Below are 24,016 nucleotides of genomic sequence, written 5' to 3' on the forward strand. Positions count from 1 at the left end.
ATACATCCGTCCCTTTTGTCACTCAAGGGTCTTTCCTTTCATGAAAGGCTCTCTGAAGCATTTTCGTCGGATCAGATGCTGTTGGCGTTAGGAGATTGGGGGTTCGGATGTCCGGGCAAGCCCTTCTTTTGAATGCGACTTATGAACCACTGAAAATTGTTTCCTGGGAAAAGGCCGTTACCCTGATTTTTCAGGGGAAGGTGGAAGTTGTGGAAACTTTTGACCGGGAGATCCATTCTGTTTCCATGGCGATGAAGATGCCTTCCGTTATCCGGCTCCAGCGGATGGTCTCTTTTCATCAAATTCGTCAGATGGTGCGTTTTTCCCGGGAGACCATCTTTGCCCGTGACGGTTATTCCTGCCAGTATTGCGGAAAACGATTCGATAAGAGTGATCTGACCTTTGACCATGTTTTTCCGGCCGCTCGTGGCGGGACAAAAACATGGGAAAACATCGTTACTGCCTGCAAAAAATGCAATCACCTCAAATCCGGACAGACCCCTGACGAGGCCGGAATGAGGCTTCTGAAGAAAGCCGCTCGTCCCCACTGGTTTCCCGCGATTCTCTTACATATGTCCCTTCGTTCTGAAATGCCCTCTTCCTGGTCAAATTATCTTTTCCAGTCCAATTATCGGGAGAGGATCTTCTCAGCGGCTTCTTCGAAGGAGTCTTTTTAGCAGGGACCGGCTTCCCGAAAGAAGAAGCCGGCCCTCTTCCACCCCGGAAAAGATCGTTCCCATAATATAAAAAGTGGCCCCTGACACAATAAGGAAGAGGATTGCCATTGCGATGAGGGAAGGGCTGGGTGCCGGAAACAGAACGGTGAACTTTTTCCACAGGAATGCTTCCAGGATGAAAAGCCCTGAAGACCACCCCAGAACAGGGAGGAGATTCCCGAAAATTACCCATGGCCATTGTCCCATGATTTTTTTTGAACCATAAAAAAGAACCAGCTGATTGACGATAGACCCGATCGTAATTCCCACAGCCAGAGAAATGATTCCCAGCGATTTCAGGAAGACAACCGATACAATAAGGTTTGCCAGAAGTCCAAAAATGGCCGCTTTGACCGGGAATCTCGTGTTTTGTACGGCATAGTAGATTCGGACAAGGATCCGGACTCCCGAAAAGGACCAGAGTCCGATGGCGTAGCCCCAAAGCGCGAGAAGTGTTTCGTGGACACTTTGGGTCCGGAATGATCCATGCTCGAAAATGATTTTGATCAGTGGCTCTCCCAGGGACAGGAGTCCTGCGGTTGCCGGAAGCATGAAGTAAAGTGAAAGCCTGTATCCGTCTTTCAGGGTATGAAGACTTTTTTCCTTGGCATTTTCCTCAAGACTTTGCCGGGCAAGAATGGGGAGAATGACTGTTGCGATCGCTGCTCCAATCAGTCCGAGAGGAAACTGAACAAGCCTCATCGCATAATAGAGTGAAGAAATGGTGCCCTTTGCGAGATACGATCCGAGGATCGTTGCAATCAGAAGATTCCCCTGCATCACCCACAATCCACCGATTGAAGGAATGATCAGACGCATGACCCTCCTGGCTTCGGTATGCCGGATCCCTTCTTTGAGGGACATGCTGAGATCGAGTCCAATAGAGTCCTTTTTCATGAAGAACCACTGTAGGGCCCATTGAAAGATCCCTCCTAGAATGACTCCCATGGCAAGTCCATAAACAGGATGATGATCGGTCAGTCCGCCGGGAAGAACCATTCCGATAACAAGGCCCAGGGAGAAAAAGGCAGGAGAGAATGCCGGCAGGAAAAACTTGTTTTCGACATTCAGGATGCCCATCAGAAGGGCTGACAGTGAAATGAAGAACAGAAAAGGAAACATGATCCGGATGAGGGTGATGCCAATGGTTCTTGAGTGCGGGTCCATTGAGTATCCCGGAGCGAGTATCCGCAGGATCTCCGGGGCGAAGAGCTCTCCGAGAAGGATAACCCCCCCAAGGATGATGACGAGGATATAAAGGACAGCGGTATAGAGTCTTGAGGCCTCCCGGACACCCTTTGTTGCGAGCGTTCTGGAAAGGGAAGGGATGAAGGCGGAGGAAAGGGCTCCTTCGGCAAAAAGCTCCCTGAGCATATTCGGAATCCTGTACCCGATATAAAAAAGATCCGAGAGGGACGTGGTTCCAAAACGATCGGCGATAAACATGTCCCGCAGAAATCCGGCAATTCTCGATATAAGCGTGGCCAGTGAGACCGATCCGGTTTTTTTTCCGAGATGCTTGGGTTCTTTTGTTTGTTCGGTCATTGGCCCTCAGGAGAATGTTTGTTGAAATGTTTTGTTTTTTCCCCTAGAATGACATCTTCGGATTTCGTGTCTTTTATCTCGGAGATTGCGGCCGATACCGTTTGATGTCGTCCTGATTCAGGAAGAAGGATGGGCGGTCTCCGATTGTGTAGACAATAGATTTTCTGCTTTTCTGGCGGCAGAATGACAGGTGAAATGGCCCACCGCTTTTGGTCGGGTCCGGTGTTTTCAAGGAGGTTCGTTTGGCATCCCATAGTGCTACAATCAAAGACATTCGTAAAAATGAAAAAAGACGGAATCACAATCGGCAGGCCATTTCGATGATCAGGACAATGGCCCGCAAGGTTGAGGTGGCTGTCTCCGAAGGCAAAAAGCAGGAAGCCATCACTTTTCTGGGTGAGGTGGTTCCGGTTCTTGATCATGCGGTCAATCGTCGCATCCTTCATCGCAATGCCGCTTCAAGAAAAATTTCCAGGCTGACGAACAAAGTCAACGCACTTTCCTGACGCCATATTGGTTTGTGGGTTTCTGTCCCTTGGGGGACAGTGCCCACAGTCCCAACAGAAGCCTGTCCATGGCGATGTCCGGATTTCCCCCCGACTTCATGAGAAAATCCGTTTCAACCAGAAGTTCATAGCCTCTTTTGAGAGTTTTGGAATTCAGCTTTCCTGCTGTTTCCATCACTTTTCTCGCCCTGTAGGGAGAAAGCTTTTCCATCTGTGCCAAAGTTTGTGTTCCATTCGAATCCGATAGCAACAGGTTGCCAATGGTATAGAGTCTCCACTGGCGATGCCATAACGATAAAATTCCCAATGGTGATCCACTTTTTCCCGCAAACCTTTTCCAGTCCAGCAGGACTCTCCGGTCTTTCTCTTCCCATCCTGTAAAAAGATGAAAAACGGTCTGGAGAGGATCTTCAATCCTGTCCTCCGAGTGAAGAAGAAACTCGGGTGTGATGATGGGAAGTTTACTGTCGCTGGTTGCATTCTTGAATGAAACGCTGATCTTTTCCAGCCATTGGTCAACAAGTCCCAGATGGCTGTCAAAATGATGCTGAAGGATTTCTGCGGCAGGTTGTGTAACCTTAAGATTTCTTTTCTTCCCAAGTTCCAAAACCCAGTTCTGAAATTCCTGATCTTTTTGGGCTGCGACTCTGGGCCATCCCATCCTGTATCCCGGAAAGGATTTTGAGAGCTCTTCCGCCGTTTTTTCCTTGAGTTCAAGAACAATCAGTGCCTTGGGAACGGACGTGTTCCCTTCCAGTATTTTGGAGATTGCCTTTAGGGACAGGTCGTCGATTTTATCGGCCTGTTCGATCCAGACGAGTCTCTTTGATCCAAAGAGACTCGATTCAAAAAGGAACCTTCGGATGTCGCCCGTCTGAACGTCACTTCCGGATTTTTCCTCAAGATTGATCAGGACATTGTCGCTGTCCGATTCGGGAAATATCCGGTGAATCAGTGCTTTTCGGATCACCTGTCTGATCAGGGCGTCTTCCGGAATCAGCAAGAGAATGGGAGAGACCGGAAAATCCTTTTGAAGAAGATCAAGAGAGGATTGGATCATGGGATTGTCCCGGGAGGAATTCCGCCGGGAACACCAGGTTGCTGGGGAATCCCGCCCGGAGCTCCGGGTGAGTTGGGAAATGGGCTTGCCATTCCTCCGGGTACTTGTGGGGAGAGCGGCTGGGAAAGGGACTGGTTGGGGATGATGAAAACAGCCGATTTGAGGTTGTGGGCCATGGAAGACACAAGGCGGCTCACAGCCGATTGTGTTGCTTCGTTCATGGCATAGGACTGGTTCTGCTGGAATATGGCCAGATTGTTGTTGACATACATCGGGGCGCCACCAATGATGGATCCGCCTTGCCAGATAATTTTTCCATCGTAGCCGGTGACTTTGGCGGAGAGGACGATTTCAACCAGATATTGTTCGATTCCCTGGGTTGAGGACAGTGCAAGCGGGATTTCTGCTGCGCTGACGACCGTTCCTGACAAGACAAGGTCCGCGTATTTGGGGTTGTTGACCAGGGTAATGCCCGATACTTTCAGAAGCTCGTCTTTTAAAAGCTGTGAAACCTGGGTTTCAATCAGGGGAAAGACTGTTGCGTTATGAAAAGACTGGACGGACATTGTCACATGCTTTCCCAGTGACAGGTGCTTGGCGTTAGGGAGATGCGTCAACCCCGACAGGTTGGATATGTGATACCCACATCCCCCCAATATCCCGAAGAAGAGGGAGAGAAAGCCCATTCGCCAGAAGAAGTGTTTCAATGGACTATCCGGGTCCCGCGACAAAATTCAAAAGTTTTCCGGGAACATGGACGATCTTCCTGATCTGCAATCCTTCCAAAACCCGGGTGACCTTTTCATCCTGAAGGGCCTGTTCTTTCAGTTCAGCCTCGGTTGTGGCCGGTGGGAGCATCAATGTTGCCCGCAGCTTTCCATTGACCTGCACAATAAAGGGAACAACATCTCTCAAAAGGGCCGACTGGTCGATTTTCGGCCAGCCGGCATTTAAAACCAGCCCCTCTTCTCCCAGACTGCTCCAAAGATGCTGGGATAGGTGAGGGGCGAACGGAGAAAGAAGCATGGATGTGACATGAAGGCCTTCGTGGAGAACGGATCGTTCAGCGGCGCCATTTTGAATGTCAACCGAATAGAGCGTGTTCAGGAGCTCCATGAGTCTTGCGATGGCGGTGTTCATCTGGGCATCGCCATCGAGGTCCCGTGTCACATCCTGTATCGTTTCATGGATTTTGGTCCGTACAAGACGAAGCTCTGACGGGAGCTCATCGGTAAAGGAAGCTCTTTTCTGAAATCCGGGATGAGTCAACAACTCCTGGGATTTTTGGAAAAGTCTTCCCAGAAATCGGTAGGCCCCTTCGACGGCCTTGTCGTCCCATGCGAGATCTTTGTCGGGGGGGGCGGAAAAAAGGGTAAACAGCCTGACCGTATCGGCTCCATAACGGTCAATGAGCAAATCGGGGTCCACGACGTTGCCTTTTGATTTGGACATCTTGCTTCCGTCTTTCAAAACCATCCCTTGAGTCAGAAGGGATTGGAAGGGCTCCCGAACCGGAGAGAGTCCGATATCGTTCAGGACCTTTGTAAAGAAACGGGCATAAAGAAGATGGAGGATGGCGTGTTCGACCCCTCCGACATACTGGTCGACCGGAAGCCAATGGGCAGATTTCAGCCGGTCAAATGGCATCTCGGTGTTTTTCGGGTCGGTAAATCGAAGAAAATACCAGGACGAGTCGATGAAGGTATCCATCGTGTCAGTTTCTCTCTTGGCATCCTTGCCACATTGTGGGCACCGGACATTGAGAAAAGACGGCTGTTCGGCGAGTGGAGAGCCACCCTTGCCGGTGAAGGAGACATGTTCTGGAAGCAAAACCGGGAGATCCTTTTCTGGTACCGGAACCATTCCGCAGCCATCACAATAGAGAACAGGGATAGGTGTTCCCCAATAGCGTTGCCGGGAGATTCCCCAATCCCTCAGCCTGTAGGTTGTAACAGAGCGACCCGCTCCTTTTTCTTCGAGGTATCTGGTGATCTCGATTTTGGCCTGATCGTTTTTGAGCCCGTCAAATTGTCCTGATTGAACCAGAATGCCCGGTCCGGTCATGGCTTCCTGTTGGGTTTGGAGCGGGTTGTTTGAAGAGTCGGAAATGACCGTCTTGATCGGAATGCCATACTTTTTGGCAAATTCAAAATCTCTCGTATCGTGGGCTGGAACGCCCATGACAATTCCTGTCCCGTAACCGGAAACAACAAAGTTTCCAATCCAGAGGGGGATGGTCTCTCCTGTCAACGGATGGACCAGCCTGACTCCGGAGTCGATGCCTTCTTTTTCAACGAGCTCCGCATTTCGTTCCGTTGTTCGCTTGTGAAGAGTTTCATGGATAAATGCCTTGGCCAAATCACGGTTTGGAGAAAGGGAGAGAAGCTCTTCCATTTCTTCGTGTTCCGGGGCAATCGTTACGAATGTCACTCCGAACAAGGTGTCCGGACGGGTGGTAAAGACGGTCAGATGTTTCTTCAGTCCGGCAACGGTAAAGTCGATGTGTGCGCCGGTGGAGGGGCCAATCCAGTTTTCCTGCATTGTCCTGACTTTTTCAGGCCATCCGGTAAGTTCTTTTAATGTGTCATGAAGCTCTTTTGCATAATCGGTAATTTTCAGATACCACTGCTCAAGAGATCTGAGCTCAACCGGGCTTTTGCATCTCCAGCAAAGACCTTCTTCCACCTGCTCGTTTGCGAGAACCGTCGCACACTGGTCGCACCAGTTGAGAAGTCCTCCCTTTTTATAGGCCAGGCCCCGTTTTAAAAACTGGAGGAAGAGCCACTGGTTCCAGCGATAGTAGTCCGGGAGGCAGGTTGCGACCTCGCGGTCCCAGTCGTAGGAGAGCCCCAGCTTCTTAAGCTGTTTTTTCATGTGGGCAATGTTGTCGATTGTCCATGTTCTCGGTGGAATGTTTCTCTGTATGGCGGCGTTTTCGGCCGGAAGACCAAACGCGTCCCAACCCATCGGATGCAGGACATTGAATCCCCTCATTCGCTTATAGCGGGCGAGGGCGTCTCCAATGGAATAATTCCTGACATGGCCCATATGAATCCTTCCGGAAGGGTAGGGAAACATTTCCAGACAGTAGAACTTTGGTCGATCGCTTTGGTTTTCCGTTCGGAATGCATTGCTTTCTTCCCAAATGGCCTGAACATTGGCTTCGATTTCTTTAAAGAGGTAGGGATGCTGGCTCACGGGACGGGTATTCCTCCATTTAGTGGGGTATCTGACATCGGGTATCTTAACAAAAAAAGATGCCTATCCAAAGAAAACCAAAGAATTGCGGTGGGGAAATCTCAAGGGGATTTGATTCCGGAGAAGAAATCACTATAATCGGACGTCCTTCCTCTTTCATGCGCCCGTAGCTCAGCCCGGATAGAGCAACAGACTACGAATCTGAAGGTCGCAGGTTCAACTCCTGCCGGGCGCACCACATCAAAACACATTAATTCCTCACCAGCATTGAACATTCCAAACGAATCATATGTCGTCTTCTGTCTTCTTGAAACTCAAAAACTACTCGCCACGAGTTCTTTGGGTGATAGGGATTCTTAAAGGATGTTTCGAGGAAACATTGGAAGACTCAGAACAGGTGGTCGTTGTCTCAGGGTCTGATGAGTCTCGCTCTATTGCGTCCGAGGAGCGACGGTACCAAATGGGCTGTGCCCGCTTCGGAAATCGATTCTCCTGGTCGACAATTGGGAGCAGATATCGCCATTATCGGGTCTGTCGGATGTCTCACAATTGTTGTAGACCGGTTTGAACGAAGATTCTTTACCAGTTAAAGATAATTGATTTTAGCAAGAATACCGTAGTGTGGGCTCATTCAATCACTATCCTGGCCAAACTTACGAAGAAGCTAACAGTATTCCAGAGAAGTCAGGTGATTCGTTCAATCGATGATTGAGGCATCAACGGATCGCCTGAAATTGGTTTCCAGGACTCCCCTCGATCATCGATCCCTGAACCTTGTAGGTGGAGATCAGAGAGCGGGAGGAGGAGAGGGAAGTGTCGTCGACGTTGTTGGTGGCCAGCACGAGGACGCCTTTTTTTGTGAGGGTCGCCTCTTTGAGGCGTACCCGGACCTCTGTGAGAGTTCTCACTGACCGGCTATATGGATCCATTCCCGCGGTAATTGTCAAACAATCTGTCGCATTTTCTTGGACTTTTCCTCTTTCAAATTTTGGTCTTTACGGACCACCTCTTTTTGAGGATTCAAAGTCACTTTTCCGATAGGCGTCCAGTCTCTCGTTTTTCCGGACCATCGTTCGGGATTTTTCTTTTGTGCTTCCTGGTAAATCCTCTCCCTTCGATTCAGAATTTCCCGCTCTTTCCCGCTATGTCTCTGTGAAGGCGTTACAAACTTGATGGCACTGTGGCGGTGCTCTTCGTTGTACCACCCTGTGAAAGATGAGACCCATTTCCGCCCCTCTTCCAGTGTGTCGAAGGGCTTTTCCACCGGGTCGTCCGGCCGGTATTTCAGGGTTTTGAAGAGTGACTCCGAATAGGCGTTGTCATTACTGACGGAAGGACGCCCGAATGAGGGGCGAATTCCCAGCATCTGGAGCGTTCCAAGCATTGTGGCTCCCTTCATAGGCGCCCCATTGTCCGAGTGCAGGACGACCTTCGGCGCGATCCCTCCTTTTCTCTCCCGAAAAACGGTTTTCCGGATCGTCTCGGCCGCATGTTCGGAGGATTCTTCCGCATAGACCTCCCATCCCACAACCTTTCGGCTGTAAAGATCCAGAATCAGGTACAAATAGAAAAAATGGCCTTTGACGGTCGTGGAGAGATAGGTGATATCCCATGTCCAGACCTGATTCGGAGCGGTGGCTTCAAGCGGCGAAGGACGCTTGTGCGTCGGGGCCTTGGAACGCCCACGATGGGCAAGCTGCCCTCTCTTCCGAAGGATCCGGTAGAGAGTCGACTCCGATGCCAGATACTGCTCTTCATCGGCCAGAATCGGAACGATCTGGGCCGGAGACATGGAGGCGAAGCGAGGTTCGTTCACCGTTGATACAATCATGGCCTCCTCTTCGCAAGTGAGCCCATTGGCAGGGGCTCGTTTCGTCTGGGCTGCCTTGCGCCCGTCCTCTCCTCCCGCTTTCTTCTTCCCATGTCGCTGGAACGCCCTGGGAGAAATCTCCAGAACGGCACAGATCCTGGAAAGGCGAGCCCCCTCCTTTCGGGCTTCCTCGATCAAACGTGTCATTTCCTGACGGGACTCCCCATCGATCTTCCGACCTCTTTTTCCTCCAAAAGAGCGTCCACTTTTTTTTTAAGCATCAGGAGAGTGGCCTCCTCTGCCAGGGCTTTTTCCTTCCGAAGAAGCTCGCTTTCCAGCTGCCGGATCGTTTTGGCTTGCTGAGATACCTTTTCCCTCTGCGTCTTTTCAGGGAGAGAGCAACCCCTCCAGAACCGTTTTCTTCCAGGCCTCAATCTGTTCCGGGTAGAGGCCCTTTTGACGACAATACTCTCCCAACTCGTGTTCATTTAAGGACATTGTTTCGAGAAGGATTGAAAGCTTCTCTTCCGAGCTCAGGGAAGACGTTTCCCGATCTTTCAAAAGGGCTGCGCCCATGAACCGGGATCGATATTTAACCCTCCAGGTATAAAGAGTATCGACAGGAATCCCGGTTTCCCGGGACAAGGTGGGGATATATTCGTTCTGAGGAGAAAGCATTCTCTTGACGATGCTTTCCTTGAATTCCAATGCGTATTGTTGACCCATGTTTTCTCTCCTCGCCTGTTTAGTTTTGGATCAATCTTCCCTCAAAGACTTCTCAAAGTCATGCGACAATTATCCTGACACAGGGGGAGAAAGACCTGAAAAACGGGCCTGAGGATCAGAAAGCCAAAAACTCGGATCCAGACTTTTAACCAGGAACGATTATGATCTGTTTTCCTCGTTAGAGGATCTTGTTTTCAGACTCATTCTTCAATTGGAATTGACTGCACCATGGGAGACGCGTCACATACTTCTGTGTATCCTGATAAGAGATCAAGTGCATGCCGGATAACCGGAATCAGGAGGCTTAAATGATCAGCAACGGCCTTTGGGCTCCCTGGTAAATTGATGATCAATGTTTTTCCCCGTGTTCCACAAACACCGCGCGAGAGCATTGCATGCGGAGTTTTTAGTAGACCGGCAGCCCTTGCCGCCTCGGACATTCCGGGGATCTCCCGTTCAAGGACATCCCGGGTTGCCTCTGGCGTCACATCGCGAGGAGCAAGCCCCGTTCCACCAGTCGTTACGATCAGGTCACTGTACCCATTGGCACTTGATTCCAGCAACTTTTCCCTGATGGCAGTACGGTCATCGGGAAGGATGGCCACCTCAATCGAGCTTCCGGCAAATGCCTCTTCCAACATTTTGACCGCCATTGGCCCGGATTGGTCGGAGCGAATACCGGCATAGCTTCTGTCACTTAGAGTCAGGACGGCAATGCGCATGATCCTTCACCCTCTTTCTCTAATTCGTTCTTCCGGATAAAGGTACCTCTTCTGCCACCCGATTTCATTTCAAGCTGAATGCATTCGATGACTGCTGACTGACCTTTCGCCAGAGGTTTACACAGGTCATATACCGTCAGACAAGCGGCGGCAACAGCTGTGAGTGCTTCCATCTCGACTCCGGTTTTGGCATGCGTACGAACTTGAACCCGGACCATAACAACATCCTGAAGAATCTCCAGATGAACCTCCACTGACTCAAGCGGCAACGGATGGCAAAGAGGGAGAATCTCGTCGGTTCGCTTGGCTGCCATGATGCCTGCAACCCGGGCGACTTCAAAAACATTTCCTTTCGGGACCTTGTTCGCCCGGATACATTCGATCACTTCCCTGGCAAGACGTATCCTTCCAGAAGCAATCGCAATCCTCTCTGTAACTTCTTTTGCTCCCACATCCACCATCCGGGCTCGGGAGCCCGGATCTTCCGCTAACTCCACATATCCTCCATTCGTGCACTCTCGAGCCATTCAAATTCCCAATCTTTCTCTTTAAAACTTGCTGTATCGCCTTCTTTGGAAGGGGGAACGCACACGATACTGTTCGCCTTGTGCACCGAAAAGAGATCAGAAGAATGACGGCCCTCATAAACAGTTAAGCGAAATGGCTGGTCTGTCCCCCGATCACCCTGGACCCGGGCAAGCTCAAAGCGGGTTCGCCCACTCTGGTTGGGGGTAATCCTGGCGATACCCCGATCACGAAATGACGGAAGGATATTCCCCTGCATCATACGAATGACCGGAGTTACATAGCGATGGAAACACAGGTGAGCAGACAAGGGGTTTCCAGGAAGAGCAAAATAAAGCCGGCCTCCCTTTCGGGCAAAGAGGAATGGTTTTCCGGGTTTTTGTGAAACCTTATGAAAAAGGATCTCTGCCCCAGTTTTTTGAAGTGCCTCCGGAACAAGATCAAAAAGTCCCTCTGAAACACCCCCAGTGATCAGCACTACCTCTGCTTCTGAGGCCTGCTCGAGTGCCTGTGTCAGTGAAAAAAGATCATCGTCGGCACTCTGTGATCCTATCTTTGTAACTCCGAGCATACAAGCCATTGCCATCAGCATTGGGCCATTGGCATCATGAATTTGTGCTTCTTCAAGAAATCTCCCTTCACGGACGATCTCTCGTCCTGTTACGATAATCGCAACTTGCGGAGGAGGGATGACAGGTACCGTTTTTTGGCCAAACGAAGCCAGTACAGCAATAACCAGCGGAGTCACGATCGTTCCTTTCTTGAGAACGGTCTCGCCATTTCTGCACTCGCTCCCGCGTTTTGACATGTATTGACCCAACTCATGATTCTGAGTGGAAGTCATCCACGCCCCATCTGATTCAACATCCTCATAAGGAAAAACGAGATCCGTTCCTAATGGGCAGGGAGCCCCAGTCATAATTTCCACGCACTCACCCGCATGAAGTGGGATCGGCCAACTTTCTCCTGCCTTCAAAATACCCATTCGTCGGTATCGTCCTGACACCGATCCCAAACACACGGCAAACCCGTCCATCATCGATCGGTCAAAAGAAGGAAAATCACAGGGAGCCTGAATATCCTCCGAGAGGCGACACCCAAGCGCATCTGCAAGGGACAAGCATACGGGGGACAACTGGGCAACATTTCTCAAAACGGTGCTGAGTGCCTCATCGGGAGTGATCATGGCAGGCCATTCCTATTTTCTTCTCTGTAGCGGAAGGAAATGTTTCGTCCTTGCAGTTCACCCACACAGCCATTCCATCACCGTAGAATTCCTTTTTCCATATCGGAAGACGCTGTTTTATCGCATCGATCACGAAAGAACAAGCCTCAAAAGCTGGAGCCCGATGAACGGCCGCGACACCAATCCAAACCGCCATCTCCCCAAGCTCAACCTTTCCGGTCCTATGAGCACAAAGAACCTCCAGAATGTCATACTTTTCCCTCACTTCCGCAAGGATCGCCAACCCTTCTCTCTCTGCAAGTGCCTCATAGGCCTCATACTCAAGGAACAGTACCGATCGCCCCCGGTGCTGGTTCCGGACGCGGCCTTCAAAAATGACCACTCCTCCAGCTCCCGGATGATAGAGAGAAGAACGTAGAACCCCATCAGAAATAGCCGTTCTCATGAACTGAAACATTCATCCCCCTCCAAATGGAGGAAGGAAAACAACAGTGTCTCCGTGTACAAGGGAGTCATCCGGGTTTGTGAAAGTCCCGTTCACTGCGACCCGAAGAAGAGAAAAGGGGTACTCAAGATCATATTTTTTCCTTATCTCCTCATAGAGAGATTCAGGTGTTCTGGCATTTGTCAAAATCTCTTCCTCCAGCCTCCCGGCTTTCTCTCTAATGGGACCAAAATAAACCATGAAAAAGGTGCGAGGGGCCACTGACGCGCTTTCTTCGGAACGGTTCAATATGCTTGGAAAACGATTACCACCCCTATCTGGCATGGATCATGCCTCCTATCCCCCGATCCGGACCATCTGCTGAGATGTCCATTCCCGAATGGGCGTTTTTTTCTCTGTGTGAGCTGCCCGGATTAACCGGACAGCCTGTTCTCTTTCACCTGTCCGCCATAATGAGAGAAGATCTAATCCGTCATAATCGTGCAAACACGGAAACAACCATCCTCTTGAATCGATGCGCAACCGGTCACATTCTCCACAGAACGGTTCCGAGATGGTTGTAATGAATCCAACAACAGTTTTCTTCCCACGAAATTGGAAGAGATAACGCGACGCCGTTCCCTTCAAGCCAAGAGGAATCGGATCGCCAAAATAGGGGCGAAGAAATGCCAGTGCTTCGTCAGCTGACAGAAACTCGGATTTGAAGTATTCAGAAGCCACTCCGATCGGCATTAATTCGATAAAGCGCAATTCACATCTCATGTCAGTCGCAAAATCGACAAGCTCATGCAAGGATTGCCCGTTAAAATGACGCAAAAGAACCGTATTGAGCTTGAGACTCCTAAACCCCGACTTTTTTGCGGCCAGAATACCTTCCAAAACATCGTCAAACGCATTGACCCTGGCAATTTCTTCGAATACACCGAATTCTGTCGTATCTAAGCTTATATTCATCGTATCAAGACCGGACTCTTTCAGTGCCTTTACCTGGCGGGAAAGCAGAAGCCCGTTTGTGGTTAAAGCAATTTCTGCCTTTGGAAGAAGCTTTCGGACCTTTCCAACAAATTCATGGAGGGCGGGACGAACTAGCGGGTCACCTCCCGTCAAACGCAATTTGTAAATTGGTACAGCGGTGTCCACCATCTCCACAAGGGCCAACAGATGTTCATCTGATAGATGAGACGGGTGCATCGCACTGTCTTCTGTCTTATCAGGCCTGCAGTAAAGGCATCTCAAGTTACAGCGATCTGTCACAGAAAGACGGAGGTAAAGAGGACGGATGGGAAAAGTGATCATCATTAAACACCCTTTCCGGAAAGTGGAGTTGATTCATGATCAGTTATTTTCTGTGAAGCGACCGATTTTCCACTCTCACGGATTGTCCGGGATTCAAGAAGGGAAGAAACAAAGATCTTTCCATCCCCTGGGTTACCAGTACAGGCCGCAATCCGGATCGCATTGACAGCACGATCCATATCGTGATTTTCAACTACAATCATGAAAAAGACCTTCGCAATTTCTGCGTAATGGATGGTTCCAACATGAATCCCCCTTTGCCGTCCATGTCCCATCACATCCATTCGAGTCAAAGCAAGAATGCCTGTTTTTTCAAGGGAAAGAACAACATCATTTGCTTTTTCCGGCCTAACAATTGCCTGGATCATTTTCACAAAGGCCTCCTTCGAGGATAATGGCATCCGGTCAAATCAGCTGGCATCCACAGTCCTCATCTGAAGCTGCAAGATGAACGGCTAGTTATAGAAAAAGCAGTCCTACCGCGGAGCACATCGTAAAATAGGACAACGTACAGTCATTTCAAGATTTCCTCATGGATATCATCCTGGCACTCCATCCGGATTTTCTCCCAAATATGCGGACGGCTGGACTCAAGGAGCGTTTCTACCTCTTTTCCAAGCATTTTCACCCCCACCCGATCGACAATATTCTGGAAGGTCTCCACTCCAATTCGACGGTTATCGATGCATTCGAGGAGTGTTTCGAATACCGGAAGAACCATCTCTTCAGTCAACCCCTTAAGCACCACTTCGCCAAGTCGAACTTCCTTCCCCATCCGCCCGCCAAGGTAGACGGAATAGGCATAGCGCCTGTCATCACCAACCACGGTCATGGCACCAGAAAGCCCGATATCCGCTACCTGATGTTTGGAACAGCTGTTTGGACATCCGGAAATGGCAACCGTTACTTGATCCATCAGCTCCATGACCTTCGGATTGGGAGATTTAAAATCATGCAGCAGGGAGCGCGCCACCCCCTGGGCATCTGTCACTGCCAAAACACAGAACTCCGTTCCGGGACATGCCACAATATTCGGGTTCGTGCCAACAGAAAATGGGGACAGCCCGAGACCCCTGATTTCATGGATAGCGGATGGTCCATGCCTTTCAGTAATACCCTGGATCTCAATATTCTGCTCCTTCGTCAACTGAAGGATGCCGTCATCTCCATACCGGCGAGTGATCTTTGACAGGGCCTTCAACTGGTAGGAGGCAAGCTCTCCAAGAGGCACATCCACCGGAATGAGGACCTTTCCCCGTTGCTTTTGTGGAAGACACCCTTCAAGGATACGAGAGGGATACAAGGAAAACGGAAACGGACGGGGAGACTGTTTTTCTTCCGCAAAACGGAATTCCTTATTCTCGGGCAAAGACTTCTTTCCCTGGAAAACCTGATCAAATATAGTTGAGAATTTCTCCTTCCCCCACTGCTCAACCAACCACTTGAGACGGGATTTAGCCTTGTTCCTGTTTCCGTGTTTTGTATATATTTCAAAAATAGCCTGACAGGCAGGGAGTGCTTCGCGAAGAGGAATAAATTCCTTGAGCCTGAACCCAAGAACCGGGTGTGCGCCCAGACTTCCTCCGGCCCATAGCTCAAATCCAAAAGACTCCGCTTGATTTTGCTCCGCCGGGGCCGGAACGACCCGAAATCCAATATCATTGATCCACACATCCGGATCGCAGAGAGGACAGGCTGAAAAAAGAATATTCAGCCGATTCGGAAGACCAGGATTAATCATGTCCGAACGCTGAACAAAGTAATCACTGATGGACCGAGCGATAGGACCAACATCCATGAGCGCATCCGGACTGACCGAACCATGAGGACAGGCCATTACATTCCGCATGGTGTGACCACAACTCGACCGGGTCGACAGCCCAACTGAATCCAGTCCTTCCCATATATACTGCATGTCATGCAACCGGATCCAATGCAGTTCCAGATTCTGACGTGTCGAGATATGGACTCTTCCACGAGCGTATTTCTTCGATAGCCGGGCAAGTTCCACACCTTGATCGTAGGAGAGGCGACCTCCCGGAATTCGAATCCGGACCATGAAAAATCCCGGATGCTTCTGACTGCAGATGCCATAAGTCTTCAGACGATAAAAATCGTCTTCCGAGAGAGCCGCAATGTCTTTTTTGAAGATTTCATCAAAATCGAGTCCGAGACCTTCTTTCTTGATTCTTTCAATCTCGAGCATCTTGGGGTAGGTCGGCGGGTATTCCGACAGGAGTGTCCTGATCGGAGGATTATCGATAGAAACGGCGGTGGCTGGTGAAGCTTTTACGGATTTCTGTCCAATCTCACTTCGGGCAATCAGGTCTGTCACGGCTTGTGAACAACTTCCGCATCCGGTGCTGGCTTTCGTATGTTTTGCAACTTCGTCCCGGGATTTAAGGCCCTTCGTCCTGACCGCTGCAAGGATCGTTCCTCGCGTCACATTGTGGCAAACGCACACCGTCTCTTTATCGTCTCCTTCAATCAAGGCAGATGAAACGGATTTCCCAAAAAAATCTTCCCTGAGAGCCAAGGCCGAACCAGCCGAGTTGATAAGGCCCAACACCCGGGGACTTCCTGCAGGATCTCCCACAAAGATCGCCCCTTCCAGACGATCTCCCCTAAAAATCAGTTTTCGGTAACTTCCACGATGGGAATCCAGTGCAACCAGTTCTTCTGTTCCGCTACCACCAAGAATTTTGCCCGCCGAGATCACTGACACCCCTGAAACCTTGAGCGCTGTCGAGCATTCCGTCCCGACGTAAGAAAGGGGCGCTTCCGAGCCATGTGTCAGATTGTGAACAAGAATCTTTGCCTGTTCCCTGAGCGGTATCACGAGTCCGTAACAATGCCCCCGATGTTCAATCACATCTCCCAGGGCATACACATCTAACGCGCTGGTCATAAGATCGTCTTTGACCAGGACACCCTTGTTAACATCAATCCCGGACGAAATCGCAAGGCGTGTGTCTGGAAGAATTCCGGCAGAAATCAGAACAAGGTCAGCGGGAAGATGCTCACCTGTGCTGAGCTCCACCGCGCTAACGTTACCCCCAATTCCATGAATTTGAGAGAGAACGGTGTTGACACGGATCTGTATCCCCATGCGCTCGATTTCTTTTTTGAGCAGGTGACCGCCCATCTGATCAAGTTGCTGGTCCATCACCCATCCCCTCAGATGAAGAACTGTCGCAGCAACACCCATGTCTGAAAGCCCCCGGGCGCTCTCAAGGCCAAGAAGTCCACCGCCAACAACAACGGCCTTCCGGCTTTTACGAGCTCTTTCCGAAACCTCCCTGACGTCTTCTATTGTCCTGAGCACATGGACACCTTTGAGTAAAACTCCCGGAACAGGTGGTATAAAGGGACGAGCGCCAACCGCGATCACGGCAATATCATACGGAGTTGAATTTCCATTCTCGTCCCAGATAGTTTTTGCCATCGAATCAATACGATCGATCCGCACCCCTGTCTTCAGGGTTATTCCGTTAAGAGAATACCAGTCACTCGCTTTGAGCAGAATCTTCTCTGTCGTCTTTCGTCCGGTCAGGAGGTCTACCAGAAAAATCCGGTTGTAAGCCGAGGTAAGAGTCTCATCACCAAAAACTGTTATTTCCCACTGGGTTTTAACAGAAGAAGGAAGTTCTCCCCACGATTCAAGAAAGGCATCTGTCGCCATTCCATTACCAATAATGACAATCTTCATGGGACTTTTTCCTTTCAAAATATATGCTCAACCTCCGAAGACAACTTCCATCGGAACACGAACAGCCGGGGGGAGAAGCGGCAACCCGCGATCCCTCTCGGGAGAAATCTCTGGAACCGGTAGCCATTCGTGCTCCCAGTTTTTTCGTTTAAGAAAAACCACTGTCCCGCAGAAAAACGCTATAAAAGAAAAGACCACAAAACCTGCACCCGTAAGATTCCAGTACTCGCGCAGGACTCCGAAGAGACTGGGCAGGAAAAATCCGCCCAAACCACCAGCTGCTCCGACAATTCCCGAAACAACACCAATCTGGGAAGAAAAGCGCTGGGGCACCAGCTGAAACACCGCGCCATTCCCGATTCCAAGGGCCAGAATACCTATTGTCAATAGGAGAATGGCGACTGGAACGACCGGAAGAAATACTCCGAACAACATAAACGACAGGGCTACAAGCAAATAGATGACAGTGAGAACGCGCAATCCTCCAAAACGGTCTCCAAGGACCCCGCCAACTGGACGAAAGAAGCTTCCGGATAAAACGGCCAATCCCGTGAGATTTCCTGCTGCAATGGCGCTAAGGCCATAACGGTCGTGATAAAGGATGTTCAGATAACTTGTGAGACCGACAAACCCTCCAAAAGTTGTCCCGTAAAACAGGCAGAACCACCAAAGATCCCTGACTTTTAAAAGCTCAAGATACGGACGAATTCCCGTAGGAGCCGCAGTCACTGGAGGCTCCTTTGCAAGCCAGGTAAAGAGGACCCAGACCACAAGAACAGGAATGATAGCCAACCCAAAAACTCTATGCCAACCCAGATGATAGGTAACGGCGAGGGTTGGTGCCAGGAACACCGCAATAAGGGTTCCACTGTTCCCCGCCCCGGCAATACCCATCGCGATACCCTGATTCTCACGCGGGTACCACCGGCTTGCCAACGGAAGCGCCACAGCAAAACTGGCCCCGGCAATTCCCAGAAACAACGCGACCACCAAAAGCTCGTAGAAGCTTTTCCCTCCAAGCCATGCCCATCCGAGGGGAAGGATCGTCACCAAAAGACTTGTCATTCCTACTTTTTTGGGACCGAACCGGTCTGACAGAAGTCCCAGGATAATCCGGAAGAAAGCCCCTCCCAGCAGTGGAACTGAAACAAGAAACCCTTTCTGAAAAGCTGACAGATGCAGATCTTTGGCGATAAGAACACTCAGCGCTCCAATCAGCATCCACACCATAAAACTCACATCAAAATAGAGAAAAGCGGACAAAAGAGTTTTTGGATGACCGCTTTTTAAAGAACTGATGATGGGTTGCCCTTTGCGACTATTCTCCATGTTCCTCGGCTCCTGTTCGGATGGTATGAGATGACAGAACCTCCTGGATAAAGATCTTTCCGTCCCCGGGGTGCCCCGTATAAGCTGCTTCCTCGATACACTGAACAACCGCTGCCAAATCTGTATCCGAAACCACCACAAGAAATTCAAGTTTCGACAGAGTGTCGTAACTCACATCTCCCACCTGAATTCCCTGCTGCTGTCCGCGACCTACAACAGGAAATTTAGTCATCGCATAGAATCCGCCGGATTCCAGACTTTTTAGAACCTGAGGCTCTTTTTCGGAGCGAACGATGGCCCGTATGAGCTTCAAATGGCATCCTCCCCTGTTTCTCCGGTGCTGATCCGAATGGCAGTCTCCATTTTAAGCACAAAAATTTTTCCATCCCCAAATTGGCCTTTTTTACCGCTTTGGTTAGCTTTTTTAATGATTTCAACCGCTTCGTTCACGGATGACTCCTTCACTACAAACATAAACATCTGCCGTGGCAGAAACCGTATGGCCGCTTCTGAGGTCTCCTCTCCTTTGAACTTGAGCCCTTTCTGACGACCTCTCCCCAATACTCCATAGGTGGAGTAAGAAAGAAATCCTCCCTCCTCCAGCGCTTTCTGGGTTGCCTGTCGACGTTCCGGGCGCACAATGACCATGATCTCGCACAGGACGTCTTTCTCTGATCCCCATTCCACTTCCACCCCTTCCTCCCCGGACGGTTCGCCAGACAACAACCGTGCATCAATTCTCGGGGCAGAAAGTGAATGGGTTGGAAAATCCTCTTTTTTGGGCGGAGATAAAATACCACTTGCAGATGCGGGAGCCCCCAAAGGTGGTGGATCACCGGCTTTTCCGGAAGGTACGACAACACCAAGGCGCTTTACCCAAGCATCGTTTAGCTGCCCACTGGGACTTTGTCCCAGGAGGCGTTTGATTCCGACTGGATCATTCCGAAAAACCCGTATTCCTCCGAGCCACTTAACGCTCTTGTATCCCTGAAGAAACGGGACAACCAGCCGGAGAGGACCACCATGCTGCTCGGGAAGAGGTTCACCATTCAGACCGAAAGCGAGTAGTACCCTCGGGTCTCTCGCCTCATCTCTGGACAAGGTTTCGAAATAAACGCCATCTCTTGAGTAAAAGGCAAAATATCCATCAATGGGTGCATCCACTCGAAGATGATCGATCAAATCCACAAGACGGATGCCTTCCCACTGAACATTTTCATACCAGTTAAAGAGCTGGCAAATAATGGGAATATCCTGCTTTATCCGGGGAAGAGATGAAAGAGAAGACCAAGGGATCAGGCGAGGGTGCTCCTCTAATCCGCACACTTCCAGCCGGACGTCATCAAGGATGATTCCAGGCGGAATGGGATAGAGACAAAGAACAGGTAAAGGCTCTGATTCAAAATCAATTCTGAAAAATTTGTCAGCAAATTTTGGAGGAATGATCCCTTCACGTTTCTTCAATAGATGACCTCCACGTCATTGATCTGCCTGATCCATCATAATGATACAACCCATCTACATGATTAACTATCGTTAAGCAAGAAATATGCCACGAATATATGATGGCATGAAGGTTCATCTTTTCGATTTTTCCAGCAATATTATGAACAAAATTGTCATCACTAATCGTTCAAGAGATAACAATTTTGTCCATCAACGTGAGAAATAAGATTCCATCATCCAGAAACAAATCCATCTCATAACATCCCTTTAAAAAAGGAAAAGGGCCATTTTTGCAAAAGATCTCCCTCTCCATTCAAACATGGGGGGTGAAGGCTGTATGCCCCCCACCGAAAGATCATGTGTTTGTGGCGGGAGCGATGAATCAACTCCAAAACAGACTCTTCATATTTACAGCCATTTTTTACACGGCACACAATTTGCTAAGAGCTGCGAAGGGCACTGGCTCTTACGACATACCGAGCTGTAAAGCGGCAGTCATGATTGATCTTGACAATGGAGAGAACATGACAATACTGGGGATCCGCTCTTCGTTGCTCCTTATCATATTTGTCCTATGTTTCAGAGAAATTTCGTGGACGGCAAATGCATGGAGCTCTTCGCTAACTACACCTGATCAATCCTCCTCAGCATCAACAGGCCCGAAGCAGGGATCTTCAAGCTCCAACAATCAAGACGATACTCCGTTCAAATCAGAAGTACACCGGTCTTTTCTGAATCTTATCCCTGATGCACCTCCCCCGGGGTATGCCCAAATGGTGAGTAAATGGCTCATCATGGTCTATGGGTTCATCGAACTCGATACCATCTATGACTCTACGAATTCATTCAACAATTGGCCGTTCAACTCAGGGGCCGCGAATTCCCAGACAGTGGAAACCAACGCGATTCCTCCGACAACCAATCCCAGTCTCGGTCAGACAGTGGATCACCCCTCATTCGGGTTCGATGCCAATAACTCCCGACTTGGTTTTGCCATTTCTTCTCCAAACTATAATGGGTATAAGGTTCGAAGCCTTCTCGAGATGGACTTTCTCAATACTCCCGGTGAATGCCAATATGGAGGATCCTTCCCGTGTGGAACGAATTCCGGACCCGGCATGTTCCAATTTCCCGTTCCACGGATCCGACTTGCTTTTATGGATATCAGCAGCCAGAATTGGGGGAATCTGCTTATTGGGCAATATTGGTCCCTATTCGGCTGGAGACCTTATTATATGTACAACTCTTTGCAGATCGTTTCGGGTCCCGGCTCCCCCACGGCATGGTTCCCACAAATCCGCTATTATCGGATCTTCCACTTTTCTCACGGAAACAAGGCAGAAATAGCAGTGTCCGCCATGATGCCTCCCTCCGAGAGTTTCGCCTTCCCGGCTTTTGTGGAAGGGATCAAATGGGTCAATACAAACTGGATGGGAGAAGATACGCTGGGTAACAGCGCAAAGGGACCTTCCCCACTTTCGATCGGGTTCTCAGATGTCCAAACAAACTATAATGGTTCTTTTATTCCATCAGCCGGAGCAGGTACACAAACGTTCAATAAATCCACATCAGCCTATGCTTTGGATTTACTTCTCCCCATTATTCCTATCCAGAACGACAATCCTGGAAATACCCTGACCCTGGCAGCAGAATTCACTTATGGGCAAGGCGATGCCTGGCTCTTTCCCAATCTTACCTTCGGCTTGGGATCTTATGCCGGAACAGCGGGAGCTTCCGGGATTCCCAGTGGGGGACTGATCCCCGCCGGCAATGGCATCCTCCAGGGAGATGAGTTCGTTCCGCTGGATCTTGAAACCTTTTACCTGAATCTTCAGTATTACTTTCCTGATCAGGCCAAAACATGGATTTCCGTTGGTTTTGCCGGCGACATCGGAACGAACATACAGTCTCTCGCAAATTCCATCGGCCCGAAAACCCTCGGAGGAGGAGTTTCAAGCAATGGACTTTACAAATACCTCGCTCCTTGGTCACGAAACACTTACACCTTTGTAAACCTCTCCCATGATCTCACTCCGGCGGTCCGCGTGTCTCTTGAAGTTGGAAGTTACAATACACTCTACACCACCGGGATAACGGCAGCAGATCAGCGGGCAATGATGTCCTGGTTCTACTTTTTCTAAGATGGGACATTCCTAGGAACGCCTCATGTGTTACGAAGGAAAATTTGGACAATTGGCACTTAAGCTTGCTATATCTGTAGGAGAGGTCTGTTCCGTTAAGTCCTAAAAGATTTATCAACTACCCGCCACTAAGCCGAAGCTGTCGTGGGGGTTTGCAGTTCAAGCGTTCGATTCAGACTGCGATAGGCCGATTGATTGCGGCCTTGAAGCGAATGTTCCGTGCGGCATTGATGTCCGCATGTTCGGTGTGTTTACAGATCAAACAGGAGAAATGTTCTTGAGACTTTCGGTTGTCTTTTTCGCAATGTCCACAAACAGAGCATGTGCGGGAGGTGTTTCGTGGATCGACGACCACCACGGGAACGCCTTCCAGAACAGCCTTGTAGGTGATAAAGCGTCTCAACTGGTCAAACGCCCATTTTCCGAATCGTTCCTTTTGGCTCTTTCCAACCATTGTCCGGCCGTTGAATCCCTTGAGATCCTCAAGGGCGATACCTCGTCCGGTGCCTTTTGCCTTGGAAACGATCTTTTTCGAAAGACAGTGATTCGTGTCTTTCTTGAATCGCGCTTCTTTGCCAGACACTTTTTTCAGGTGGCGTTTGGCATTCTTCGTTCCTTTCTCCTGAAGCGCTTTTTTCAGGGTGTGGATCTTTTCCCGGACATGATCCACTCCTTCTCCGGAGAACGATTCTCCATCGGAGTCGGTGGAGAGATTCACAATGCCCATATCGACTCCGAGAAACTCTTCGGGGTCATAGGGTGTTCCGTCCGGAACATCGATCACGAGATTCAGGAAGAATTTCCCGCCGGAGGGGGTGAGATCCGCCTGTCCGAGCATCTTGTTCCGGTCGAGCGGAGCGTAGTGGCCGAAGATCAACGGAACGGTGATCCGTCCGTGGATGGTCGCAAGAGAAGCATGGGACAGGGACTTGAAAGACAGAAGACGCTTGTCATACTCCATGGCCGATTGTTTCTTGAAAAAGTGGAGCGTTTTCTTCTCCGTCCTGTAGCTGCCGGAAACCTTGGCAATGGCCCGGACGATCATCTGTGAGGTGAGGGCGGGAAACTGTTCCCTCGCTTCAAAATAGACCAGATGGTGGAGTTTCATCTGGTACGGTGTTCCTGCCTCAAAGGACTTTTTGGAAATCCAGTTGCAGGCGTCGTTGAACGTCTCGATCGTCTCCAGAAGAGACTTGGCCTCTTCTTTGGTTGGGGTCAGTTTGACCTTCAATGCTTTTTTCATAAGCTCATTATAGGCAATAATATTTCCTGTGTCAGCCCTTCAACAGAAAGGAGCAGCGCATTCCTCCCGTTCCCTGACATAAACCGTCCAGGGAAGGGTTTCCTGCGCGAAAAATGATGAAAAGAAATCCTTGTCAATACTGAGAAGCATATTGAGGGAATAGGGGCCATTCATCCAGTCTCTTTTTTAGGACCAATGTCACCGGAACTGGCTAATTATATGGACGACTACACGATGAAACGGAATGAGAGTAACCCATAACCAACAATCTCAGACAGATTCGTTCTGGGACCACACTAAGAGAATATGAATGGTGGGTGAAAAACTTGACTTGTGATTTATAAGCGGAAATTGACCGCATATATGGGGGACTCAGATGTTTCTGAATGACAAATGGACGGATAGATTAAAGC

20 protein-coding genes, 1 tRNA gene and 1 pseudogene are annotated in these 24,016 nt (G+C 49.7%); 4 read left to right on the forward strand and 18 right to left on the reverse strand.

Annotated features, from left to right (window positions below):
• Positions 1–107: 107 nt before the first annotated feature.
• Entirely contained in the window at positions 108–677 is a 570-nt protein-coding gene (locus LFE_RS02340; RefSeq protein ID WP_014448672.1) for an HNH endonuclease, read from the forward strand.
• Here LFE_RS02340 and murJ read toward each other — a convergent pair.
• Complete coding sequence (murJ, locus tag LFE_RS02345; protein ID WP_014448673.1) at positions 648–2,261, reverse strand: murein biosynthesis integral membrane protein MurJ; 1,614 nt, start codon at positions 2,259–2,261, stop codon at positions 648–650. The genes LFE_RS02340 and murJ overlap by 30 nt on opposite strands.
• Before the next feature lie 242 nt (positions 2,262–2,503).
• On the opposite strand from murJ, the gene rpsT reads away from it, so the two are divergent.
• Positions 2,504–2,767 carry a 30S ribosomal protein S20 gene (rpsT, locus tag LFE_RS02350; RefSeq protein ID WP_014448674.1) on the forward strand — a complete coding sequence of 88 codons (264 nt, stop codon included), beginning with the start codon at positions 2,504–2,506 and terminating at the stop codon, positions 2,765–2,767.
• On the opposite strand, the gene holA is transcribed toward rpsT, so the two are convergent.
• From holA to leuS, 3 genes are read right to left on the reverse strand one after another with little or no spacing between them, the layout of a single operon-like run.
• The gene (gene holA, locus LFE_RS02355; protein ID WP_014448675.1) at positions 2,751–3,827 is read right to left on the reverse strand and encodes a DNA polymerase III subunit delta; all 1,077 of its coding nucleotides are present in this window, start codon (positions 3,825–3,827) and stop codon (positions 2,751–2,753) included. The two genes, rpsT and holA, sit on opposite strands and share 17 nt — an antisense overlap.
• Positions 3,824–4,534 carry an LPS assembly lipoprotein LptE gene (gene lptE, locus LFE_RS02360; protein WP_041773947.1) on the reverse strand — a complete coding sequence of 237 codons (711 nt, stop codon included), beginning with the start codon at positions 4,532–4,534 and terminating at the stop codon, positions 3,824–3,826. The genes holA and lptE overlap by 4 nt, the downstream gene beginning before the upstream one ends.
• A 4-nt stretch (positions 4,535–4,538) precedes the next feature.
• Positions 4,539–7,025 carry a leucine--tRNA ligase gene (leuS, locus tag LFE_RS02365; RefSeq protein ID WP_014448677.1) on the reverse strand — a complete coding sequence of 829 codons (2,487 nt, stop codon included), beginning with the start codon at positions 7,023–7,025 and terminating at the stop codon, positions 4,539–4,541.
• Between the two features lie 160 nt (positions 7,026–7,185).
• Between leuS and LFE_RS02370 the strand changes: the two genes are divergently transcribed.
• Positions 7,186–7,263, forward strand: a tRNA-Arg gene (locus LFE_RS02370).
• Positions 7,264–7,741: 478 nt separating this feature from the next.
• Here the strand turns inward: LFE_RS02370 and LFE_RS02375 are convergent.
• The 13 genes and pseudogenes from LFE_RS02375 to LFE_RS13530 form a co-directional block, all read right to left on the reverse strand.
• On the reverse strand, positions 7,742–7,933 hold the full coding sequence (locus tag LFE_RS02375) for a hypothetical protein (RefSeq protein ID WP_148272517.1): 192 nt from the start codon (positions 7,931–7,933) through the stop codon (positions 7,742–7,744).
• A 35-nt stretch (positions 7,934–7,968) separates the two neighbouring features.
• Positions 7,969–9,561 (reverse strand): annotated as a pseudogene (locus LFE_RS13525) (IS3 family transposase).
• 200 nt (positions 9,562–9,761) lie between these two features.
• Positions 9,762–10,283, reverse strand: a complete 522-nt coding sequence (locus tag LFE_RS02390) for a MogA/MoaB family molybdenum cofactor biosynthesis protein (RefSeq protein WP_014448681.1) — start codon at positions 10,281–10,283, stop codon at positions 9,762–9,764.
• Positions 10,265–10,780 (reverse strand): cyclic pyranopterin monophosphate synthase MoaC, encoded by a 516-nt coding sequence (gene moaC, locus LFE_RS02395; RefSeq protein ID WP_014448682.1) that lies wholly within the window; start codon positions 10,778–10,780, stop codon positions 10,265–10,267. Before moaC ends, LFE_RS02390 begins: the two co-directional genes overlap by 19 nt.
• Positions 10,771–11,994 carry a molybdopterin molybdotransferase MoeA gene (locus tag LFE_RS02400; RefSeq protein WP_014448683.1) on the reverse strand — a complete coding sequence of 408 codons (1,224 nt, stop codon included), beginning with the start codon at positions 11,992–11,994 and terminating at the stop codon, positions 10,771–10,773. The genes moaC and LFE_RS02400 overlap by 10 nt, the downstream gene beginning before the upstream one ends.
• Positions 11,978–12,451, reverse strand: coding sequence for a molybdenum cofactor biosynthesis protein MoaE (locus LFE_RS02405; protein WP_014448684.1), 474 nt, complete (start codon positions 12,449–12,451; stop codon positions 11,978–11,980). Before LFE_RS02405 ends, LFE_RS02400 begins: the two co-directional genes overlap by 17 nt.
• Positions 12,452–12,763 carry a MoaD/ThiS family protein gene (locus LFE_RS02410; RefSeq protein WP_014448685.1) on the reverse strand — a complete coding sequence of 104 codons (312 nt, stop codon included), beginning with the start codon at positions 12,761–12,763 and terminating at the stop codon, positions 12,452–12,454.
• A gap of 12 nt (positions 12,764–12,775) precedes the next feature.
• Positions 12,776–13,738, reverse strand: a complete 963-nt coding sequence (locus LFE_RS02415) for a GTP 3',8-cyclase MoaA (protein ID WP_050989466.1) — start codon at positions 13,736–13,738, stop codon at positions 12,776–12,778.
• The gene (locus tag LFE_RS02420) at positions 13,738–14,103 is read right to left on the reverse strand and encodes a P-II family nitrogen regulator (protein ID WP_232502583.1); all 366 of its coding nucleotides are present in this window, start codon (positions 14,101–14,103) and stop codon (positions 13,738–13,740) included. Before LFE_RS02420 ends, LFE_RS02415 begins: the two co-directional genes overlap by 1 nt.
• A 146-nt stretch (positions 14,104–14,249) precedes the next feature.
• A complete protein-coding gene (locus LFE_RS12885) occupies positions 14,250–17,444 on the reverse strand; it encodes an FAD-dependent oxidoreductase (protein WP_050989468.1) in 3,195 nt (1,064 codons plus the stop codon).
• 27 nt (positions 17,445–17,471) lie between these two features.
• Positions 17,472–18,773 carry a nitrate/nitrite transporter gene (locus tag LFE_RS02430; RefSeq protein WP_014448689.1) on the reverse strand — a complete coding sequence of 434 codons (1,302 nt, stop codon included), beginning with the start codon at positions 18,771–18,773 and terminating at the stop codon, positions 17,472–17,474.
• On the reverse strand, positions 18,763–19,086 hold the full coding sequence (locus LFE_RS02435; protein WP_014448690.1) for a P-II family nitrogen regulator: 324 nt from the start codon (positions 19,084–19,086) through the stop codon (positions 18,763–18,765). The genes LFE_RS02430 and LFE_RS02435 overlap by 11 nt, the downstream gene beginning before the upstream one ends.
• The gene (locus tag LFE_RS13530) at positions 19,083–20,237 is read right to left on the reverse strand and encodes a molybdopterin-dependent oxidoreductase (protein WP_014448691.1); all 1,155 of its coding nucleotides are present in this window, start codon (positions 20,235–20,237) and stop codon (positions 19,083–19,085) included. Before LFE_RS13530 ends, LFE_RS02435 begins: the two co-directional genes overlap by 4 nt.
• 755 nt (positions 20,238–20,992) lie before the next feature.
• On the opposite strand from LFE_RS13530, the gene LFE_RS02450 reads away from it, so the two are divergent.
• Positions 20,993–22,360 carry a hypothetical protein gene (locus LFE_RS02450; protein WP_014448692.1) on the forward strand — a complete coding sequence of 456 codons (1,368 nt, stop codon included), beginning with the start codon at positions 20,993–20,995 and terminating at the stop codon, positions 22,358–22,360.
• 172 nt (positions 22,361–22,532) lie between these two features.
• Here LFE_RS02450 and LFE_RS02455 read toward each other — a convergent pair whose 3' ends face one another.
• Positions 22,533–23,603 carry an RNA-guided endonuclease InsQ/TnpB family protein gene (locus LFE_RS02455; protein ID WP_014448693.1) on the reverse strand — a complete coding sequence of 357 codons (1,071 nt, stop codon included), beginning with the start codon at positions 23,601–23,603 and terminating at the stop codon, positions 22,533–22,535.
• Between the last annotated feature and the right edge of the window lie 413 nt (positions 23,604–24,016).

It is taken from the genome of Leptospirillum ferrooxidans C2-3, from assembly GCF_000284315.1.
Lineage (GTDB): Bacteria > Nitrospirota > Leptospirillia > Leptospirillales > Leptospirillaceae > Leptospirillum > Leptospirillum ferrooxidans.

What these genes read in the sequence shown, in the direction of transcription:
- LFE_RS02450 (WP_014448692.1), top strand. Translation starts at nt 20,993, where the DNA reads ATGGTGAGTAAATGGCTCATCATGGTCTATGGGTTCATCGAACTCGAT.
- LFE_RS02430 (WP_014448689.1), bottom strand. Translation starts at nt 18,773, where the DNA reads ATGGAGAATAGTCGCAAAGGGCAACCCATCATCAGTTCTTTAAAAAGC.
- LFE_RS02415 (WP_050989466.1), bottom strand. Translation starts at nt 13,738, where the DNA reads ATGATGATCACTTTTCCCATCCGTCCTCTTTACCTCCGTCTTTCTGTG.
- LFE_RS02390 (WP_014448681.1), bottom strand. Translation starts at nt 10,283, where the DNA reads ATGCGCATTGCCGTCCTGACTCTAAGTGACAGAAGCTATGCCGGTATT.
- LFE_RS02455 (WP_014448693.1), bottom strand. Translation starts at nt 23,603, where the DNA reads ATGAAAAAAGCATTGAAGGTCAAACTGACCCCAACCAAAGAAGAGGCC.
- LFE_RS02400 (WP_014448683.1), bottom strand. Translation starts at nt 11,994, where the DNA reads ATGATCACTCCCGATGAGGCACTCAGCACCGTTTTGAGAAATGTTGCC.
- holA (WP_014448675.1), bottom strand. Translation starts at nt 3,827, where the DNA reads ATGATCCAATCCTCTCTTGATCTTCTTCAAAAGGATTTTCCGGTCTCT.
- murJ (WP_014448673.1), bottom strand. Translation starts at nt 2,261, where the DNA reads ATGACCGAACAAACAAAAGAACCCAAGCATCTCGGAAAAAAAACCGGA.
- LFE_RS02405 (WP_014448684.1), bottom strand. Translation starts at nt 12,451, where the DNA reads ATGTTTCAGTTCATGAGAACGGCTATTTCTGATGGGGTTCTACGTTCT.
- LFE_RS02420 (WP_232502583.1), bottom strand. Translation starts at nt 14,103, where the DNA reads ATGATCCAGGCAATTGTTAGGCCGGAAAAAGCAAATGATGTTGTTCTT.
- LFE_RS02410 (WP_014448685.1), bottom strand. Translation starts at nt 12,763, where the DNA reads ATGCCAGATAGGGGTGGTAATCGTTTTCCAAGCATATTGAACCGTTCC.
- LFE_RS02340 (WP_014448672.1), top strand. Translation starts at nt 108, where the DNA reads ATGTCCGGGCAAGCCCTTCTTTTGAATGCGACTTATGAACCACTGAAA.
- LFE_RS12885 (WP_050989468.1), bottom strand. Translation starts at nt 17,444, where the DNA reads ATGAAGATTGTCATTATTGGTAATGGAATGGCGACAGATGCCTTTCTT.